The sequence below is a fragment of the Thioclava sp. DLFJ4-1 genome (assembly GCF_002020145.1).
Lineage (GTDB): Bacteria > Pseudomonadota > Alphaproteobacteria > Rhodobacterales > Rhodobacteraceae > Thioclava > Thioclava sediminum.
In genome coordinates this window covers 69,476-87,198 of the sequence record NZ_MPZT01000001.1, presented here as the reverse complement: position 1 = coordinate 87,198, position 17,723 = coordinate 69,476, and the positions used below count along the sequence as shown (strand labels likewise).

Below are 17,723 nucleotides of genomic sequence, written 5' to 3'. Positions count from 1 at the left end.
AATATATAGATTTCCCTGCCGCGCGAAACTCTCGCGCGGCAGGGCTGCGTCAAGCCTCAGGCGCCGTCGCCAAGCGCCCGGATATGCGCCGGAAGGCGGGCGTTCTGGCCATACATGAAGTGGTTCTCCATGCGCTCCGAGAAGCGGCTGGCCTCGGTCTCGCGGCCCACGGCCTCGGCCATTTCGCGGATATGCATCGGGCTCGCCCCGCAGCACACGCCGAGGTAATTCACCCCGATCGCCTGCGCCTCGCGGGCGAAGGCGCCGATCTCGTAGCGGTTACACGCCAGCGGATCGAGCGCGGTCGGGAAGGTTCGGCCATGCGGCGAGGGGCAGGTGCAGCCGTTGTGGTCCGAGAGGTTGAAGAAGGTGGGCTCCTCCTTGGTGGTCCGGTAGGGCACGGGCAGGGCGCCGACATGGCAGCTCACCGCCGCGCGCACTTTACGCAGCCAAGGCATCATCGTCTGCGACCCGCGGAAGCAGTTCAGCCCGACGACATCGGCGCCCGCCTGCTCGAGCTGCTGGCAGGTCTCGACGATGCCGACTCCGTCCATCATCTCGTTGCCCGCCATCGGCGCCAGCGTCAGCACCACCGGCAGACCCGACGTCTTCGCGGCTTCCAGCGCGCACAACGCCTCGCCCGCGTAGTAGAAAGTCTCGCCGATAATGATATCCGCGCCTTCCTCGACCGCCCAGCCGATCATCTCGTCGAACATCGCGCGCACCTCGGCCTGCCGTGCCGGATCGGCCGGGTCCCAGATATTCGTGTTCGAGATATTGCCCGCCATCAGGTTGCCGGTCTTCGCATTGGCGACCTCGCGCGCGATCTTCAGCGCCGCGCGGTTGAGCGGCTCTAGCAGGTCTTCCTTGCCGATCACGCGCATCTTCTCGCGGTGACCGTTATAGGTGAAGGCCTCGACGATATCGCTGCCGGCGCGCTGGAAATCGACATGCAGATTGCGCAGCGCCTGCGGGTATTCGAGCGCCACCTCGGGCACAAATTCCCCGGCGGTCAGGTAGCCGCGCCGTTCCAGTTCGAACAGGAAGCCCTCGGCGCAGATCACCGGGCGCGCGTCGAGCAGGCGGGTCAGTTTGTTGTCATTCATGGAGAGATCCTCTCAGTTCATCCATGACCATCGTTTGGAAAAGCCGAGCCTCACAGGAAACGGAGTGCCGTTTCCTGCTGCAATGGTCCTCGGCCGGGCCGCAGCATGCGACCGCAAGACGAAAAACGGGTCAGAGGCCGCGTCGGGCGCGTGCGCCGCCCCGCCGCACCGGCGGGGGCATCTCGATCGGCAAGGCGAAAGGCTGCGGGGTCAGCGACTCCAGCAGGAGCTCGCAGAACACCTCCACCGCGGGCGAGATCAGCGAGTGCGGATAGGCCTGCATATGGGCGACGATCGCCGCCTTCGCATAGGGTATGTCGCCCGGCAGCGTACCGAGCCATTCCATGTAGCCGAGCGTCCCCAACTCACGCGCACGCAGCGGCGAGATCGGTCCTATATCGAGTTGTAGCAGTGAAAGCGTTCGTTCCAAAAGCATCGCGCCCTCCGCGCAAAAGGGCGGGAGTGGTCGCGGCACGGCGATATGCGAGGTCCGATCTGGTCCATCTCTCGTCTCTCCGTCCCAGGGCACCCCGCCCGGGTTTAAGGTGACCGAGATGCGCTAGGCGCGCATCCGAGATGGCAGGTCTCCTGACTCGCGGGTCGTAGCTTCACCGGACCTTCCCAACCTTTGCAGGTCAGTGGCGTTTCCGGTGGCGCTCGCCGCTTACAGTTGCGGGGGCAGTCACGGAGTTGGGCATCGCCCGCACCGTGTTCCCTTTTCAGCCGACCCTTTGGGGCCGGACACCATCCCGGATTTGATCGCAGGAAAATTCGGTGCTGTCCAGAACAGATTGGAGGATGTGGGACAAGCGGGCCCGCGTTGACAAAGATCAAGGTCAAAATGCGCCTCTGCGATAAAGTGCCGGCAGGTGCAAACAGGGGAGGCGAGCTCATGGCCACGAAGAAAGAAGTCATTCCTTTCGATAGCTTACGCCGCGAGGATGTCGCGCTTGTGGGCGGCAAGAACTCTTCGCTTGGCGAGATGGTGCAGGAACTTGGCGCCAAGGGAATTCAGGTCCCGCCGGGCTTCGCCACCACCTCCGACGCCTATCGGATGTTTCTCGAGGAAAACAATCTGACCGAGGCCATCGCGAGCTATCTCGCCGATTACGATGCCGACAAGATCAGCCTTCACGTTGCGGGTCAGAGCATTCGCGACACGATCGTGGCCGGAGATTGGCCAGCCTCGACCGAAGCCGCGATCCGGGAGGCATACCGCGATCTGTCGAAGCGGGCAGGGGTGCCCGAGGTCTCCGTCGCCGTACGCTCGAGCGCGACGGCCGAAGACCTCCCCGATGCCAGCTTTGCCGGTCAGCAGGAGACCTATCTCAACGTCTCGGGCGAAGAGGAGCTTCTGACCGCGTGCCGCAAGTGTTACGCCTCGCTCTTCACCAACCGCGCGATCACCTATCGCAAGTTCAGAGGGTTCAATCACCTCGATGTCGCGCTCTCCGTGGGCGTCCAGCAGATGGTGCGCTCCGATATCGGTGGGTCGGGGGTGATGTTCTCGATCGACACCGAAACCGGCTTCGACAAGGTCGTGCTGATCAGCGCGGCCTGGGGCTTGGGCGAGAATGTCGTGCAAGGCGCGGTCACGCCCGACGAGTTTCAGGTGTACAAGCCCTTCCTTGGCAAGGCAGGCGTTAAACCGATCATCGAGAAGAAGCTCGGGGCGAAAGAGATCAAGATGATCTATGCCGGGCCGGACGCCCCGAACCCGGTGCGCAACGTGCCGACATCGAAAGCCGAACGCGGGAGATTCGTCCTGTCGGATGACGAGGTGCTCGACCTCGCGCAGCAGGCGGCGACCATCGAAGCGCATTACGGCCAGCCGATGGATATGGAATGGGCGAAAGACGGCGTCACGGGGAAGCTGTTCATCGTGCAGGCGCGCCCTGAAACGGTGCAGTCGCGGGTCTCTGCCGGCTCGCTCAGGCGCTACACCATCGGCGCGCATGGTCCGGTCGTCGTCAGCGGTCTGTCGGTCGGCGAGCAGATCGCGACCGGGCGGGTCTGCCTGATCGAAGACGTCAAGGATATCGACGATTTCGTGGACGGCTCGGTCCTCGTCACCTCGACGACGGACCCCGACTGGGTGCCAGTCATGAAACGGGCCTCGGCCATCATCACCGATCACGGCGGCAGAACCAGCCACGCCGCCATCGTCAGCCGCGAATTGGGCGTGCCCGCCATCGTCGGCTGTGGCGACGCGACCCATGTGCTGCATGACGAGCAGGAGGTGACCGTCTGCTGCGCCGAAGGCGACGAGGGCCGGGTCTATGACGGAATAGCCGAGTTCTCGGTCGAAGATCTGAACCTCGACGCGGTGCCGGAGACGAAGACCAAGGTCATGCTCAACCTCGCCAACCCGGCCATTGCCGCGCGCTGGTGGCGGCTGCCGATCGACGGTGTCGGTCTGGCGCGGATGGAATTCGTGATCTCGAACACGATCCGGGTCCATCCGATGGCGCTGCTGCATTTCTCCGACATTCAGGAGACGGAGGTGCGGGAGGAAATCGAAAGGCTCACAAGGGGCTACGAGGACAAGGACGAGTATTTCGTCGATCAATTGGCGCTGGGGCTCTCCCGGATCGCCGCCGTGGCCTATCCGAACCCGATGATCCTGCGGCTGAGCGATTTCAAGACGAACGAATATGCCGACCTCTTGGGCGGGCGGCAATTCGAGCCGGTGGAATCCAACCCGATGATCGGCTGGCGCGGCGCCTCGCGCTATTACGATCCCGCCTATGTCGAGGGGTTCCGGCTCGAATGCCGGGCGATCCGGCGGCTGCGCGAAGAGGCAGGCTTCGACAATGTGCTGGTGATGGTTCCGTTCTGTCGCACGCCCGAGGAGGCCGACCGCGTGCTGGCGGTGATGGCCGAGGAAGGGCTGGTGCGCGGATCGAACGGTCTGCAGATCTACGTGATGTGCGAAGTGCCCTCGAACGTCATCCTCGCCGAGGAATTCGCCAAGCGCTTCGACGGCTTCTCCATCGGGTCAAACGACCTGACGCAGCTGACCTTGGGTATCGACCGCGACAGCGACCGGCTCGCGCCCTTGTTCGACGAACGGCATGCCGCCGTTCAGTGGATGATCCGGAGCGTCATCGAAAGAGCGCATGGCGTGGGCGCGAAGGTCGGGCTCTGCGGTCAGGCGCCGTCGAACTACCCGGAATTCGCCCGTAGATTGGTGGAGTTTGGCATCGACTCGATCTCGGTGACGCCGGACAGTTTCCTCAAGGTCAAAGGCCATGTTGCCGAGGCGGAAGGTCAGCGCTGATCTGAGCGTGAGCTCACGGGATGCTTCCGTTAACCGTCTCGGGCGAGTTGCCCGAGACGGTCGCGCGCTCAAGCCACGGGTGCCGGCTCGACACGCGGCTTCGCGGGGGCCACATGCATGCCCAGCCGCGCCAACAGATCCTGATCTTTCCAGGCTGCGGGGTTATCCGTGGTCAGAAGCTGATCTCCCACGAAAATCGAGTTCGCGCCCGCGAGGAAGCACAGCGCCTGCCACGCGTCGCTCATCCCGGTGCGGCCTGCCGAAAGCCGCACCACCGACGCGGGCATCAGGATCCGCGCAAGTGCGACGACCCGCACCAGCGCGAAAGGGTCGACCGGCTCGGCATTCTTTTGCACCGGCACGCCGTCGATCTCGTTCCAGAGGTTGATCGGCACGCTGTCAGGATGCTCGGGCAGGGCGGCGAGCGTCACCAGCATGGATATCCGATCCGCCTCGGCCTCGCCCATGCCCAGGATCCCGCCGCAACAGACCCGAATGCCGCCTTTGCGCACGTTCTCGACCGTATCGAGCCGATCCTCCATCGTGCGGGTCGTCGCGATCTTCCGGTAATAGTCCGGCGACGTGTCGATGTTGTGGTTGTAGAAATCCAGCCCCGCCGCTTTCAGTTTCGCGACCTGCTGCGGCGAGAGCATGCCCAGCGTCATGCAGGTCTCCAGCCCCAGATCGGAGACGCCACGCACCATCTCGCATAGTGCATCCATGTCGCGATCCTTCGGGCTGCGCCACGCCGCGCCCATGCAGAACCGTTGCGCGCCTGAGGCCTTCGCGCGTCGTGCCGCGCTCAGAACCTCGTCTGTCTTCATCAGCTTGGTGGCCTTCACGCCGGTGTCGTAATGCGCAGATTGCGAGCAGTATCCGCAATCTTCCGGGCAACCGCCGGTCTTGATCGACAGCAGGCTCGCCGTCTCGAGCGCGCTCGGGTCGAAATGGGTGCGGTGAACCGTTTGCGCCCGGTGAAGAAGTTCGGGGAAGGGCAGGTCGTGGATCGCTTTCGCCTGCGCCATGCTCCAATCGTTTCTGATGCCTCCCGCCATGATTACGCGCGCTCCTTCAGGCGAGTGAGGCCTGTTGCGAGACCGCTGGCAATTGCGATCTTGACCAGATCCCCGGGAACGAACGGCACGACGCCGGTTGCGAGAAGTTTTGACGCGGGCACGAAATTGGCGAGCCAGGCGAGGCCCGCGGCATAGACCACGATCAGCCCTGCAAGCATCGCCAGCGCTCTGCCGAGCCAGCCTCGACCTTGTGCGAGAAGGCTGATCAGGGGCGCCGCGAGCAGAAAGCCCAGCAGGTAACCCCCGGTCGGCCCCATCATATAGGCCAGCCCGATGCCGCGCTCGGGTGTGCCCGAGAAGACCGGCGCCCCCATCGCGCCCATGGCGAGATAGGTGGTCATTGCGGCAGCCGCCATTCTGGGGCCGACGCTCGCTGCGATGAAGAAGACCGCAAGCGTGTGCAGGGTCATCGGCACGGGCCAGAACGGCACCTGAAGCTTCGCGCCGAGTGTGATCAGGGCCGCGCCGCAAAGCGCGAGGCCAAGGCCGCGCCAGAGAGTGTGGGTGAGCTTCTGGGAAGTGTCGAAAACCGTCATTGAACCTGTCCTCAGTCGATAGTTGGAGTTTCTATCTATGACTATGCAGGCGCATCAGTGGCTATCAATTGAAGTTATAGATAATTATCCAGAAATCACGTAAGTCTCGTGTACTTCGGCATTTTTTATCGATGACTTGCGTTTTCCTATCCAGCCGACATGGCGTGCCAAGGTTGCGCAGGCCAGGTCTGTTTGCCCCTTGTGGAGGGCGGTAATGATGATCCGGTGGTCATGGTCCGAGCGGGCTTCCCAGTCGCGACGCCAGGCAGCAAAAAGGAAGCGTGCGCTGGTCGTCTGCAGATTGTCGATCGTCTCCAGAAGTCGTGGCATCCCGCAGGGTGTCAGGATCAACTGGTGGAATTGACGGTTCGCGGCCTCCCAATCACGGACTGTTCTGGCACTGTCTCCGATACGCGTAACCTGTTCTGCTTTCTGGAGAATTGCGCGTGTCATGTTCGGGGCCGCATGGCGCAGCGCCAAGGGTTCGAGACTGGCGCGCATCTCCGCCACTTCGCGCAGTTCGGCCACGTCGAACTCGGTTACCCGAAAGCCGCGGCGCGCTTCGCTCTCGGCCAATCCGCGCGCCTGCAATTCGCGAAAGGCTTCGCGCACCGGGACGTGACTCGCGCCGAACTCGGTCGCGATGTGATCCTGTCTCAGCCGGGCGCCGGGCGGAATCTCTCCGGAAATGATGCGATCCGAAAGTATCCGCGCGATGCGCTGCGAATGTGTTTCATGAGGTGTATCCGTCATGCTTTATAGATAATTTTTCTCGCGGCAATTCGTCCACCATTTTTTATGTGACCGAAACATGTTTGTAAGATTAAGGAAAAGCTATACTTGTGATGCGTGGTGGAGACGCATTAACCTGCATTGGATCTTATGTGACCTGGCAAGAAGCTTTCCGGCGTGATGCGCGCGGAACTGAGGACGACGCGGCTCCCGATGCCGGCTACAAAGCCCTGATGGAGCTGATCGATGACGGATTCTGCGTCATCCAGTTCATCGACGGGCCCAGAGGGCTCCTCAGCGACTATGTCCATATCGAAGCCAATTCCGGTTACGAAAGACATACCGGGATCGACGGTATCGTCGGCAAGACCGTGTTCGATGTCGCCCCGCAAGACGGGGCCGAGTGGGTCAAAATCTACGGCGAAGTGCTCAGAACCGGAGAGCCTCTGAGGTTCGAGCGCGAGTTCGTCGAGGCCGGGCGGCATATCGAGGTTTCCGCGACGCGGGTGGAGCCCGCCGCGAAAGCGCAGGTCGCGGTTCTGTTTCGCGATATCACCGAGCGCAAACGCAAAGAGCGCGAACTACGCGAAAGCCAGCGCCGCGCGGAAAAGAGTGCACGTCACGTCGCACGCGCGCTGTCGGCCGGGGCGATCCTTGGCACCTGGGTCTGGTATCTCGACAGCGAAACCTTCGATCTCGATGAAGAATTCTCGCGCAGCATGGGGCTCGATCCCGCGCAGGGGGCCGAAGGTCGGACCATCGACCAGATTGTCGTGAACGTACATGAGGACGACAAGCCAGGTCTCATGGCGGCGATCGATCGCGCCACGCAGCAGACGACGCCGTATGCATATCAGTTTCGGGTCAAGCGGACCGACGGGCTGTATCACTGGGTCGAAGCCAATGGCCGGATGGAGGCCGATACGCCGCGCATCTTCGCAGGCGTACTGATGGATCTCGATGACCGGCGCGCCATTCTCGAAGAGCGCGACAAGGCGGCGGCCGAGCTGTCCAAGTTGAATGAAACCCTTGAGCAGCGCGTCGAAGAGCAGACCGCGAAACTCATGCAGCGGGAGGGAGAGCTCCGGCAGGCCCAGAAAATGGAGGCCGTCGGGCAGTTGACCGGAGGGCTCGCCCACGATTTCAACAATCTCCTCACGGCGATTTCCGGGTCGCTCGACTTCGTAGAGAAGCGGCTTGAAGACGGGCGACGCGAGGAAATTCTGCGCTATCTCGAAGCCGCGCAGGCGTCGACCGAGCGGGCCGCCAGCGTCACACAGCGTTTGCTCGCCTTCTCGCGTCAGCAGTCGCTGATGCCCAAACCCACCGACGTGCCGCAGCTGGTCCGCAGCATGGAAGACCTGATGCGGCACTCCATCGGGCCGCATATTCTGGTAAGGGCGGAGGACGACCCGGAGGCTTGGCCCGCGATGGTCGACCCGAACCAGCTTGAAAGCGCGCTTCTCAATCTGTGCATCAATTCGCGCGATGCGATGCCCGATGGCGGCACGATCACGATCGGCACGACCAACGAGGCCATCGAGACCGAGAACTCGGAGCTTCCGCCCGGCGACTACCTGCGTCTGTCCGTGCGCGACACCGGAACGGGGATGACTGCGGAGGAAATTTCGAAAGCCTTCGATCCCTATTTCACGACGAAGCCCAGCGAGAAGGGCACTGGGCTCGGGCTTTCGATGGTCTACGGGTTCGCGCGCCAAAGCGGCGGTTGCGCGACGATCGACTCCGAACTGGGCAAGGGGACGACCGTGAACATTTTCCTCCCGCGCTCGGTCGAGACGGTCGCGCGCGCCGAGGTGGACCTGCCTGTAAGCGAGGAGCCCGCCACAGGGGGCGGACACACGATCCTCGTCGTCGACGATGAGGCGATCGTGCGCTTCGTTGTGGTGGAGGCGTTGGAAGAGGCAGGCTTCACGGTTTATCAGGCGGCCCATGCGGCGGCCGGCCTTCAGGTGCTGCGAGACCAGCCCGAGGTGACGCTTCTCCTGACGGATATCGGCTTGCCGGGCGGCATGACGGGCCGGGAACTCGCGGCCCGGGCGCGCGAAGCGCGAGAAGATCTGAGAGTGATGTTCATGACCGGCTATGACGAGGAAGCGGCAACGGCCACGACGCTTACGGACACTGAAGTTTTGTTGAAGCCATTCGATTTCGACGAAATGGTGCGTCGCGTCACCAGTTTCGCAAACCGCGGTCCTGCGTGACGCGGGTCGCGCCCGAGTGATGTTTTGGCGCTTCGCCGCTTTTGTGGATCAAACGCCGCGCTTGTTGCCCCAGATCAGAACATGCAGCTGCGGCAGGATGCGGGGCGCAAACCAGTTATCCGCCATAGCGGTGTCCGTCAGCCAGCCAAGCCGGTCGGCCAGACCCTGCGGATCGACCGGAACCTCGGGATCGACCTCGGGATTGCCCGGCTGAAGATAGAGCGGCAGATCCGGGTGGCGGACATGGGCGTCCTTCGCCCAATCGTAATCCGCCCTGTCGAAGATCACGATCTTCATCACGGTGCTGCGGGCCGTTTCTCCGGCTGCCACGCACGCGGCAAAAGCGCCCCAATCGACCTGCTCCCCGCTCGAGGGCGGCTTGGGCGACAGCACCAGCGTATCGAGATCGCCGAACCAAGGCCGCGCGACAGAGCCCTGCGTCTCGCAGGCGAAGCGGTAGCCGGCGGCTCGCCCGAGCGAGATCAGCGGTCCGAAATCCTGGATGGCCGGGTTTCCGCCGCTGAGCGAGATTGTCAGCGGGCGGTCGCCAGACAGCCGACGCAGCTCCGCCCAGACTTCCTCGGAACTCATCGGTGCCCATGTGTGGCGATAGGCGCTGTCGACCGCGTGGAGGCTGTCGCACCACGAACAGCGGTAATCGCAGCCGCCCGCGCGCACGAAAAGCGTGGGCTCGCCGATCAGCGCGCCTTCGCCTTGAATGGTCGGGCCGAAAATCTCGGCGATGCGCAGGGTGGTCATGGACGGTATTCCGCCCAGGTCTTGGGCGTCTCGCTGACCAGCGCCGAGCTGGTTTCGGGCCAACGCGCCTTGCACCAGTCGTAGAAATGCTTGGCCATATTCTCGGCGGTCGAGGGCACGTCCATCACGTCGTTCAGGTGCCGGTGATCGAAAGTGTCGTCGATATAGGCCTTGAGCGGTTTCAGATCGTGGTAATCGCGCACGAAGCCGTTTTCATCGAGCGACGCGGCAGCCAGTTCGACGACCACGATGTAATTATGCCCGTGCAGCCGCGCGCATTGGTGATCGTCTGGCAGATGCGCAAGCTGATGCGAGGCGGAGAAGTGGAATTCCTTGCGGATGCGGAACATCAGCGGGCCTCCTTCTCGGCGACGGCCTTGGCCCAGAAATCGGGATCGGCATAGGCAGTCGGGTCCGCGACGCCCGCAAGATGGAATGCCTCGCGCCGCTCGACACAGGTGCCGCAGCGCCCGCAATGCACCTCGCCGCCCTTGTAGCACGACCACGTCTCGGCAAAGGGCGTGTCGTGTTTGGCGCCCTCGGCCACGATGTCGGCCTTGGAGCGATGCACGAAAGGCGTCTCCAGCCGCACATCGGCATAGCCGTCGAGCGCCATGCGCTGCATCGCATCGAAGCTTTCAGTGAAGGCCGGGCGGCAATCGGGGTAGATGAAGTGATCGCCCCCATGCACCGCAGTCGCCACCGCTTCGTCGCCATTCGCGGCGGCCACGCCGAAGCCGATGGCCAGCATGATCGCGTTGCGGTTCGGGACGACGGTGATGCGCATCGTTTCTTCGGCGTAATGCCCGTCGGGCACGTCGATATCATCGGTCAGCGCCGATCCGGTCAGCGCGGCCCCGATCGGGCGCATGTCGATGAGATGATGCGGCACGCCAAGGCGGCGCGCGGCGGCGGCGGCGTAATCAAGCTCCTTGCGGTGCCGTTGGCCGTAATCGAAGGAAACAAGCCGCGTGAGATTACCCTCAGCGGCGACGATATGGGCGAGCGACACGGAATCGAGTCCGCCCGAGCAGATGACGAGAGTCTTCATATTTGAACCCTTGTTTTGATGACCGGGTAGGCTGCGACCGGTTGAGCGGGCCTCTAAAGGATGGGGCAGGGCTCTGCAAGGGCGGCGCGCCGGATAGATTGCAACGATCGCGCGATTGGACAGACGCGAACCATCGAGGCCCCCGCTTGTCGTCCCACCGCTTGTCGTCACACCGCTTGACGGGGGGCTCCGACGGTGTCACCTCTTTGGGCGAAGCGACAGGGGCGCTCGGGAAACCGGGCTGAGACGAACCCTTAGAACCTGAACCGGATAATGCCGGCGGAGGGAGGCGCGTGAGACGGTCAGGCGCAGTCCCGCCTTTGCCCCCCTCGCACTCCTCTTGCTGCCCGCAGCCAAGGAGAGTGCGATGGAAGACCCCGGACAATATCTCGCAACAATGCGGCAGACCGCGCCGCTCGTTCACAACATCACCAATTACGTCGCGATGAACGTGATGGCGAATGTGCTGCTCGCGTCCGGCGCTTCGCCCGCGATGGTCCATGCGCGCGAGGAGGCGGCCGAGTTCGCCGGGATCGCGCAGGCGCTGAGTATCAATATCGGCACGGTGTCGCCGCCATGGGCGGAGGCGATGGAGGCGGCGGCCACGGTCGCGCGCGCCAAGGATATTCCGTGGGTGCTCGACCCGGTCGCGGTCGGCGCGACGGGTTATCGGCGCGCTCTCGGGGCGCGGCTGGTGGAGCTGCGTCCGACGGTAATCCGCGGCAATGCCTCGGAGATACTCGCGCTTGCGGGCGAGGCCGGCGCGGGCAAAGGGGCGGATGCCACCGAGAGCGTTGCGACGGCTGAAGGCGCCGCGCGGGCCTTGGCGCGCCATAGCGGGGCCGTGGTCGCGGTGACCGGCGCGGTCGATTTCGTGACCGATGGGGAGCGCGCTGCGCGGGTTGCGAATGGTCATGCGATGATGCCGCGCGTCACCGCTTTGGGCTGTTCGCTCACCGGTGTCGTCGCCGCCTTTCTGGCAGGCCAGCCCCGGTTCGAGGCGGTTATCGCGGCGCTCGCCTATTTCGGGCTTGCGGGAGAGCGCGCGGGCGCGACCGCCCAAGGTCCGGGCAGCTTTCAGGTCGCCTTCCTCGATGCGCTCCATGCGATCGACGCCGACACCTTGACCGCCGGTGCGCGGATCGAACCCGCATGATCCCGCCCATCTGTTTCGTCACCGACCCGGACGCCCCGCAGCCCGTGATCGCGCAGGCTATCGCTGCGGCTGAGGGCGGCGCGGGCTGGGTGCAGCTGCGCGACAAGACGCTCCCCGATGCGGAGTTCGCAGCACTCGCCCGAACGCTGATCGCGGCGCTCGCCCCCTATGACGTCCCGCTGATCGTGAATGACCGGGTCGCCGTGGCCATCGAGATCGGCGCCGCTGGCCTCCATATCGGCCAAAGCGATGGCGATCCCGCCGCGATCCGCCGCAGGATCGGGCCCGACACGATCCTTGGCCTCTCGATAGAGACCGAGGCACAGATCGCCGTTGTGCCCGCGGGCGTGGACTATCTCGGTGTCGGCCCGATCCACGCGACCGGCTCGAAGCCCGACCACGCGGCCCCGATCGGCCATGCGGGCTTTGCCGCGATCGCCGCACGCACGGACCTCCCCTGTGTCGCGATCGGCGGGATCACCGCGACTGACGCGCCCGCGATCCGCGCGGCGGGCGGTGCCGGTCTTGCCGTGATTTCCGCCATCTCGCGCGCCCCTGACATGGCGCGCGCCACCCGAACCCTGCGCAGCGCATGGAGCGACATATGATCCCGAATATTCTCACCATCGCCGGTTCCGACCCATCGGGCGGGGCGGGCATTCAGGCCGATATCAAAGCCATTTCCGCCAATGGCGGCTACGCGATGAGCGTGATCACTGCGCTGACCGCGCAGAGCACGCGCGGTGTGCAGGCGGTCAGCCTGTGCGACACCGGGCTGATCGCGGCGCAGATGGCCTCGCTGCGCGATGACATCCGGATCGACGCGATCAAGATCGGGATGCTGGGCGATGCCGCGATCATCGAGACCGTGGCCGAGGGGCTGGCGGGGCTCGAGTGTCCGGTGGTGCTCGACCCGGTGATGGTCGCGAAAGGCGGCGATCGGCTGCTGGCAGAGGCGGCTGTGACCGCGCTGCGCAGCCTGCTGCCGCGCGCCGATCTGATCACGCCGAACCTGCCCGAGGCTGCCGACCTCTTGGGCTGCGCCGAGGCGACGACGCTTGACGAGATGCGCGAACAGGCCCATGCGCTCCGCGCGCTCGGGTCGCTTGCGGTGCTGCTGAAGGGCGGGCATCTGCAGGGCGAACAAAGCCCGGACCTGCTGGTCACCGCGCGTGACGAAGTTCGGCTGAATGCGCCGCGCATCGCGACGCGCAACACGCATGGCACCGGCTGCACCCTGTCCTCGGCGCTGGCGACGTGGCTCGGCGCGGGCCTGCCGCTGCCGGACGCGACACGGCGCGCGAAGGCCTATCTGAGCGCCGCGATTGCCGGGGCCGATCGGCTGTCCGTCGGCTCGGGCCACGGGCCGGTGCACCATTTCCATGCCATTCAGGAGGCAGGCCAATGAGCTTCACCCAAGACCTCGCGCAGGCGACCGCACCGCTGCGCCGCCAGATCCACGACATGCCCTTCAATCGCGAACTGGCGGAGGGCCGCCTCGATCGAGAGATATTCCAGGGCTACATCATTCAGGACGCCCATTACCTCGAAGGCTTCGCCCGGGCGCTCGCGCTGGCCGCCGCGAAGGCCCCCGATGCACCGACCGTCGCGCAGCTCTCAGGTTCGGCGGCCGGCGCGATCGCGGTCGAGCGGGAATTGCATGCGCATTACATGGGGCTGTTCGGCGTCTCGGCCGACGATTTCGCGAAGATCGAGCCCTCTGCCGCCTGCGATCACTATGTGTCCTTCCTTCTGCGCAGTGCCACGACGGGCGATTTCCCCGAGGCGGTGGCGGCCCTGTTGCCCTGCTTCTGGATTTATCGCGATATCGGCCGGGAAATTGCGCAGGTCAGTGGGGACGCGAACCCATATGCCGCCTGGATCGCGACCTATTCGGGCGAGACTTTCGATCAGAGCGTGGAACGGATGCTGGCGCTGACCGACAGGCTGGGCGCGCGTGCCGATGACGCCGCCCGCAAGCGGATGCACCGCGCCTTCGCCCGCAGTTGCTGGCATGAATGGCGGTTCTGGGACAGCGCTTATCACCGCGAAAGCTGGCGGCGGCCTGCGGCTTGAGTGTCGCAGGGGCACTTGACGCTCTCGGTGGGCCCGGTTTCGGGCCCGCGGCGGAAATCTCCGCGCGGGCCTGCGCTTCTCACAGATCCTTGGCCGAGCCGTCGGCCTGTCCGGCAATCCAGTATCCTGCCGCCTTCAGCCATTCCTTCGGATGACCGCGGGCGGTCAGGTCGTCGCGCAGAGCGCGGGGGACGCTGGCGTCGGCGGCGATCCAGAAAAATGTCCGCGGCGGCCGGGCAATGCGCCCTGAGCGCGACGTGATCCGAAGTCCTTTCGAATGCGCCAGTCGCTCGGGAGCAGGCGCCAGCCCTTGCGTCCTGCCGACGAACCCGATCCCCCTATAGGGATCGCTGTGCTTCGGGGTAATAGGTCCAGGCTATGAACCGGCTTGTCTTCTGCCCCTGCGCCATTTCGACGACCCTGGACTCGGCAACCCTCGCTTTGCGCAGCAGTCTGGAAATTGGCTGTAGGTTGTCTTTCTTCGACACCAAAGAGGTAAACCACAGGCATTGATCGGCGATGTCCATGCTCTGCTCGATCATTCTGGCGATGAAGCCGATCTCGCCACCGGGGCACCAAAGTTCGGCGTTCTGGCCGCCGAAATTGAGTTTCTTCGAGTGACCTTTCCCCAAATTCCGCCACTTGCGCTGGGTGCCTTTGTCCGCCTGCTCGACGGACGCATGAAACGGCGGATTGCACAGGGTGACATGGAAGATATCGTCGGGACCGATCACGCCTTCGAAGATGTCCTCCGGATCGGACTGGCGTCTGAGGCTGATGTTCAGACCGTTGCGGTCGCAGATCTCCGCCGCCGACTTGATCGACACCGGATCGATATCGACGCCGGTGAAATCCCAGCCATATTCATGCTGACCGGTCAGCGGGTAGACGAGGCTGGCGCCGGTCCCTATGTCGAGCGCCTTGATCTCGGGGCCGTGCGGGATCTCATGGTCGTTACACTCGGCCAGAAGATCCGCGAGATAGTGGATGTAATCGACACGGCCGGGGATCGGAGGGCACAGATAAGTGGCCGGAAGATCCCAGAAATCGATGTCGTAATGCGTCCGCAAGAGTGCCCGGTTGAGCATGCGAACCGCGTCCACGTCCGAAAAATCGATCGTCATCCGACCGCGCGGGTTTCTCGTCGTGAATGCCTCCAGCTCCGGGGTTTGCACGATCAGACGTTCAAAGTCGTACCCCGCCCGGTGTTGATTGCGCGGGTGCAACATCGGTTTGGTGGCCATGGAAAGAACCTTCATGCATAGCGGTGGGGCCGCGCGTCCAACAGGATGTCGACCTTAGATCTTCATCGCAGCTTGAGAAATGCCTGATCGGCCTGCGTGTCACCGATATCAATATGTCTGGGATGTGTCGCGGTCGGAAATTCGAAGCTCGATAGGCACGGGGCCAGCAGGGCCGCCTCACAAGAGGCGAGAGCGGCCCAATGCCAAAAGGGCGCGACCTATTTTGCGTTGTCGCTCAGAGCTGTGCAGGGGGGCAGGCGGTCTTTCTCGACATTGAGAAGCGCTTCGACCTGCGCGCTCACCTCGGCGCCCGGAAGCCCGGGCGGGATCGCCGGGAAATAGGCGACGGTGATCGTGCCCCCGGTCTTCACGTCCCTGCGCCAGACGTGGCCCGCGTTATGCGCGACCGGCACGATGGGCAGGCCGAGTTTGCGATAAAGCGCGATGAGACCCGGCTGGAATTCGCAGCGATCAGTCACGCCGACCCGTGTGCCTTCGGGGAAGATCAGGATCGAGCGGCCTTTGGCAGCCTCTTCGCGCGCCTGGGTGATCATCCCGGCAAGGGCACGCCCGCCGCCGCTGCGGTCGATCAGGATCATCGGCGAATGTTCGAGGAACCAGCCGAAGATCGGGATACGCCGCAATTCGTGTTTCGCGATGATGCAAACATCGGGGACAAGCTGGTTGAAGGCCAGCGTCTCCCAGGTGGATTGGTGGTTGCAGACATAGATGCAGGGGCTGTCGAGATGCTTGTTCTCGAGCCCTTGCTCGCGCACGCGCACGCGCAGGATCCCGCGTGCGAGCGCGAAGACCCCGCCGGTCCAGACCCGCACGGCGGCGCGCACGAGCCGGGGGCGCCGCGCCAGCGCGAGGACCGGGATCATCGGCGCTTGCAGTGCCGTCCACGCCCCGAAGGCTACGTCAAAGAGCCTCGAGCGTAGACCTTCGAACCTCGGGGCCGAGCCGGCCCGTCCGCGTCGCGCGCGCGACGCCGTATGTGCTGTGTGATCAGGCTGCAATCGGGTGATCCATGGTTTCGAATGGTGAAAAGCCGGCGGTGGTCGCGGCCCCGAGGAATGCGCTGCGCGCGTCGCCCACGGTGCCCAGACATTCCATGGCCGCTTCGACGCGGTCAATTGCACGGATCTGTGCGGTATCATTGACCGGCCATTTCTCGCGCAGCCAGTAGTGCACCTGCTCGATGGTGCTGAAGGTTTTGACGTCGCCGTCCGGCGACACGACGAGGGAGATGGGTTTGCCCCAGTAAATTTCGATCAAGGTTCGTATCTTTCTAAGCGGTCGTGACGGCTCCGATTTGAACGGTCGCGCGATCACGGAGGCATAGTGCGGGCTAAGCCGTTTCTATGCGGTGAATTAGGTCTGCGCGCGAGGGCGCGCCGGTTTGGTATCCCGAGCGGATCGCGAGGCGTCAGCGTCAATGCGCGCGGATCGCGGTCCGGCCCCTCTGACATGCGAAGCTCTCGTGGAGGTCGCGAGGGGCAGAAATTGCGGTATCGACCAAGTTCATCCCGGTAGCAGGGCTGAATGGGTTGGTCTGCTCGAACGGCGTCACGGCAGCATGGGCCGATGGGAAGCTCCTTTTCCTTACTGCCGCCTTTCAAAAGCTGCGGCCCGACAAAGCTCAAGATCGTCGCTGAGCCGGGAGGAACAGGGTCCGAGAATTAAGAGATGCGAGTGCAGACATAAGGGATTTGCGCCCAAATTACGAGGAAATTGCGTTTCGGCACCGGAATTTTCGCGCAACGGCTTGATTGTACGAGATATAAATTGCGCGCTCGGAAAGACGTGGCCGTGCGTGCCGTTCGCTCGCTGCTGATTTCCTTTGCAAAAGGGGCCGCGGTCACTTAGGTATACCGGACTACGCTCGTCTCATCTGTAATTTCTCTTCTCTGCCGGCTCCGGTCTTCCTGCTGAAATGACTGAGCTTGGCTGATCTATTCTGCAGACGGGATATCTTCGTCCACATCTCGGCCCTTGCGCGTGCAGGTCTCTCTCTGCGCGAAGACAGACAGGCCGTTACCTGAGAATTCGGAACCGGACGCGACGGTCGTGAGACCGTCTGCAATCTGGCACCAGCTGATGCGGTTCCGTAGCCGGTCTTCAGATCGGATTTCGCGACCAGAGCGGGACTATGCCCCGCAAACACGACTTCGACGGCGTCTTCCGTGATCTGCCCCCGAAAGCCCCGACGGCTCGGGACCGGACGGACGCCGCATCGCGCCTCATCCTTGGAGGCACCGCCGAGACACGAGCGAAACTGACCGAAATTTCGGTCATCCAGAGGAATTCCGCGAGTATCCCTCGCGGGTAAAATGGAGGGCCGAACATGGCTATCGAAAAACTGCCCAAGGGTAAGACGCCCCAGACGAATGACATCGCGAACAACAAGGGCCATGCCGCCCTCGCCTGGCCTCAATTCTTCCGGACTCTGTCCGAAGAGAGAGCTGCGAACGGGGAAAGCACA

General features: G+C 63.8%; 18 protein-coding genes and 2 riboswitches. Of the genes, 6 read left to right on the top strand and 12 right to left on the bottom strand.

All coding sequences use genetic code 11. The features are described 5' to 3' along the window. Positions 1–56: 56 nt before the first annotated feature. Both BMI85_RS00410 and BMI85_RS00405 read right to left on the bottom strand, forming a co-directional pair. Positions 57–1,106, bottom strand: a complete 1,050-nt coding sequence (locus tag BMI85_RS00410) for a homocysteine S-methyltransferase family protein (protein ID WP_078599124.1) — start codon at positions 1,104–1,106, stop codon at positions 57–59. Between the two features lie 130 nt (positions 1,107–1,236). Continuing rightward, positions 1,237–1,542: a hypothetical protein gene (locus tag BMI85_RS00405; protein WP_078599123.1), complete on the bottom strand. Its 306-nt coding sequence runs from the start codon at positions 1,540–1,542 to the stop codon at positions 1,237–1,239. A 124-nt stretch (positions 1,543–1,666) separates the two neighbouring features. Continuing rightward, a riboswitch (cobalamin riboswitch) is annotated at positions 1,667–1,870 on the bottom strand. Positions 1,871–1,998: 128 nt separating this feature from the next. Here BMI85_RS00405 and ppsA point away from each other — a divergent pair. Continuing rightward, complete coding sequence (gene ppsA / locus BMI85_RS00400) at positions 1,999–4,386, top strand: phosphoenolpyruvate synthase (RefSeq protein ID WP_078599122.1); 2,388 nt, start codon at positions 1,999–2,001, stop codon at positions 4,384–4,386. A 68-nt stretch (positions 4,387–4,454) separates the two neighbouring features. On the opposite strand, the gene bioB is transcribed toward ppsA, so the two are convergent. The 3 genes from bioB to BMI85_RS00385 all read right to left on the bottom strand — a co-directional run bounded on the left by bioB (position 4,455) and on the right by BMI85_RS00385 (position 6,751). Beyond that, positions 4,455–5,441 (bottom strand): biotin synthase BioB, encoded by a 987-nt coding sequence (bioB, locus tag BMI85_RS00395; protein WP_078599121.1) that lies wholly within the window; start codon positions 5,439–5,441, stop codon positions 4,455–4,457. A gap of 2 nt (positions 5,442–5,443) precedes the next feature. Further along, entirely contained in the window at positions 5,444–5,998 is a 555-nt protein-coding gene (locus tag BMI85_RS00390; RefSeq protein ID WP_078599120.1) for a biotin transporter BioY, read from the bottom strand. An 84-nt stretch (positions 5,999–6,082) separates the two neighbouring features. Next, complete coding sequence (locus tag BMI85_RS00385; RefSeq protein ID WP_078599119.1) at positions 6,083–6,751, bottom strand: GntR family transcriptional regulator; 669 nt, start codon at positions 6,749–6,751, stop codon at positions 6,083–6,085. Positions 6,752–6,882: 131 nt separating this feature from the next. On the opposite strand from BMI85_RS00385, the gene BMI85_RS00380 reads away from it, so the two are divergent. Then, complete coding sequence (locus BMI85_RS00380) at positions 6,883–8,952, top strand: ATP-binding protein (protein ID WP_078599118.1); 2,070 nt, start codon at positions 6,883–6,885, stop codon at positions 8,950–8,952. Between the two features lie 48 nt (positions 8,953–9,000). On the opposite strand, the gene queE is transcribed toward BMI85_RS00380, so the two are convergent. From queE to queC, 3 genes are read right to left on the bottom strand one after another with little or no spacing between them, the layout of a single operon-like run. Then, positions 9,001–9,711: a 7-carboxy-7-deazaguanine synthase QueE gene (gene queE, locus BMI85_RS00375; RefSeq protein WP_078599117.1), complete on the bottom strand. Its 711-nt coding sequence runs from the start codon at positions 9,709–9,711 to the stop codon at positions 9,001–9,003. After that, positions 9,708–10,061: a 6-carboxytetrahydropterin synthase QueD gene (gene queD, locus BMI85_RS00370; protein WP_078599116.1), complete on the bottom strand. Its 354-nt coding sequence runs from the start codon at positions 10,059–10,061 to the stop codon at positions 9,708–9,710. The genes queE and queD overlap by 4 nt, the downstream gene beginning before the upstream one ends. Then, positions 10,061–10,762 carry a 7-cyano-7-deazaguanine synthase QueC gene (queC, locus tag BMI85_RS00365; protein ID WP_078599115.1) on the bottom strand — a complete coding sequence of 234 codons (702 nt, stop codon included), beginning with the start codon at positions 10,760–10,762 and terminating at the stop codon, positions 10,061–10,063. The genes queD and queC overlap by 1 nt, the downstream gene beginning before the upstream one ends. A gap of 210 nt (positions 10,763–10,972) precedes the next feature. Continuing rightward, positions 10,973–11,067: riboswitch (TPP riboswitch) on the top strand. A gap of 62 nt (positions 11,068–11,129) precedes the next feature. Between queC and thiM the strand changes: the two genes are divergently transcribed. Genes thiM through tenA form a run of 4 tightly spaced genes read left to right on the top strand, consistent with a single transcriptional unit; the run spans position 11,130 to position 13,994 of the window. Continuing rightward, positions 11,130–11,918: a hydroxyethylthiazole kinase gene (gene thiM, locus BMI85_RS00360; RefSeq protein WP_078599114.1), complete on the top strand. Its 789-nt coding sequence runs from the start codon at positions 11,130–11,132 to the stop codon at positions 11,916–11,918. Further along, complete coding sequence (gene thiE, locus BMI85_RS00355; RefSeq protein ID WP_078599113.1) at positions 11,915–12,526, top strand: thiamine phosphate synthase; 612 nt, start codon at positions 11,915–11,917, stop codon at positions 12,524–12,526. Before thiM ends, thiE begins: the two co-directional genes overlap by 4 nt. After that, positions 12,523–13,326 carry a bifunctional hydroxymethylpyrimidine kinase/phosphomethylpyrimidine kinase gene (gene thiD, locus BMI85_RS00350; RefSeq protein WP_078599112.1) on the top strand — a complete coding sequence of 268 codons (804 nt, stop codon included), beginning with the start codon at positions 12,523–12,525 and terminating at the stop codon, positions 13,324–13,326. Before thiE ends, thiD begins: the two co-directional genes overlap by 4 nt. Further along, on the top strand, positions 13,323–13,994 hold the full coding sequence (tenA, locus tag BMI85_RS00345) for a thiaminase II (RefSeq protein WP_078599111.1): 672 nt from the start codon (positions 13,323–13,325) through the stop codon (positions 13,992–13,994). Before thiD ends, tenA begins: the two co-directional genes overlap by 4 nt. A gap of 79 nt (positions 13,995–14,073) precedes the next feature. Here the strand turns inward: tenA and BMI85_RS21800 are convergent, their stop codons facing one another. The 4 genes from BMI85_RS21800 to BMI85_RS00330 all read right to left on the bottom strand — a co-directional run bounded on the left by BMI85_RS21800 (position 14,074) and on the right by BMI85_RS00330 (position 16,516). Further along, entirely contained in the window at positions 14,074–14,235 is a 162-nt protein-coding gene (locus tag BMI85_RS21800) for an SIP domain-containing protein (RefSeq protein ID WP_348638969.1), read from the bottom strand. A 97-nt stretch (positions 14,236–14,332) separates the two neighbouring features. Beyond that, positions 14,333–15,238: a 23S rRNA (adenine(1618)-N(6))-methyltransferase RlmF gene (gene rlmF, locus BMI85_RS00340; RefSeq protein ID WP_078599110.1), complete on the bottom strand. Its 906-nt coding sequence runs from the start codon at positions 15,236–15,238 to the stop codon at positions 14,333–14,335. Between the two features lie 218 nt (positions 15,239–15,456). After that, positions 15,457–16,122 carry a lysophospholipid acyltransferase family protein gene (locus tag BMI85_RS00335; RefSeq protein ID WP_078599109.1) on the bottom strand — a complete coding sequence of 222 codons (666 nt, stop codon included), beginning with the start codon at positions 16,120–16,122 and terminating at the stop codon, positions 15,457–15,459. A 124-nt stretch (positions 16,123–16,246) separates the two neighbouring features. Further along, positions 16,247–16,516 carry a DUF982 domain-containing protein gene (locus BMI85_RS00330; RefSeq protein ID WP_078599108.1) on the bottom strand — a complete coding sequence of 90 codons (270 nt, stop codon included), beginning with the start codon at positions 16,514–16,516 and terminating at the stop codon, positions 16,247–16,249. Positions 16,517–17,723 lie beyond the last annotated feature (1,207 nt).

Excerpts from the sequence above, each read along its gene's own strand:
- bioB (WP_078599121.1), bottom strand. The coding sequence starts at position 5,441 with ATGGCGGGAGGCATCAGAAACGATTGGAGCATGGCGCAGGCGAAAGCG.
- rlmF (WP_078599110.1), bottom strand. The coding sequence starts at position 15,238 with ATGGCCACCAAACCGATGTTGCACCCGCGCAATCAACACCGGGCGGGG.
- BMI85_RS00390 (WP_078599120.1), bottom strand. The coding sequence starts at position 5,998 with ATGACGGTTTTCGACACTTCCCAGAAGCTCACCCACACTCTCTGGCGC.
- BMI85_RS00410 (WP_078599124.1), bottom strand. The coding sequence starts at position 1,106 with ATGAATGACAACAAACTGACCCGCCTGCTCGACGCGCGCCCGGTGATC.
- queE (WP_078599117.1), bottom strand. The coding sequence starts at position 9,711 with ATGACCACCCTGCGCATCGCCGAGATTTTCGGCCCGACCATTCAAGGC.
- queD (WP_078599116.1), bottom strand. The coding sequence starts at position 10,061 with ATGTTCCGCATCCGCAAGGAATTCCACTTCTCCGCCTCGCATCAGCTT.
- BMI85_RS00335 (WP_078599109.1), bottom strand. The coding sequence starts at position 16,122 with ATGATCCCGGTCCTCGCGCTGGCGCGGCGCCCCCGGCTCGTGCGCGCC.
- queC (WP_078599115.1), bottom strand. The coding sequence starts at position 10,762 with ATGAAGACTCTCGTCATCTGCTCGGGCGGACTCGATTCCGTGTCGCTC.
- BMI85_RS00405 (WP_078599123.1), bottom strand. The coding sequence starts at position 1,542 with ATGCTTTTGGAACGAACGCTTTCACTGCTACAACTCGATATAGGACCG.
- thiE (WP_078599113.1), top strand. The coding sequence starts at position 11,915 with ATGATCCCGCCCATCTGTTTCGTCACCGACCCGGACGCCCCGCAGCCC.
- tenA (WP_078599111.1), top strand. The coding sequence starts at position 13,323 with ATGAGCTTCACCCAAGACCTCGCGCAGGCGACCGCACCGCTGCGCCGC.
- thiM (WP_078599114.1), top strand. The coding sequence starts at position 11,130 with ATGGAAGACCCCGGACAATATCTCGCAACAATGCGGCAGACCGCGCCG.
- BMI85_RS00385 (WP_078599119.1), bottom strand. The coding sequence starts at position 6,751 with ATGACGGATACACCTCATGAAACACATTCGCAGCGCATCGCGCGGATA.
- ppsA (WP_078599122.1), top strand. The coding sequence starts at position 1,999 with ATGGCCACGAAGAAAGAAGTCATTCCTTTCGATAGCTTACGCCGCGAG.
- thiD (WP_078599112.1), top strand. The coding sequence starts at position 12,523 with ATGATCCCGAATATTCTCACCATCGCCGGTTCCGACCCATCGGGCGGG.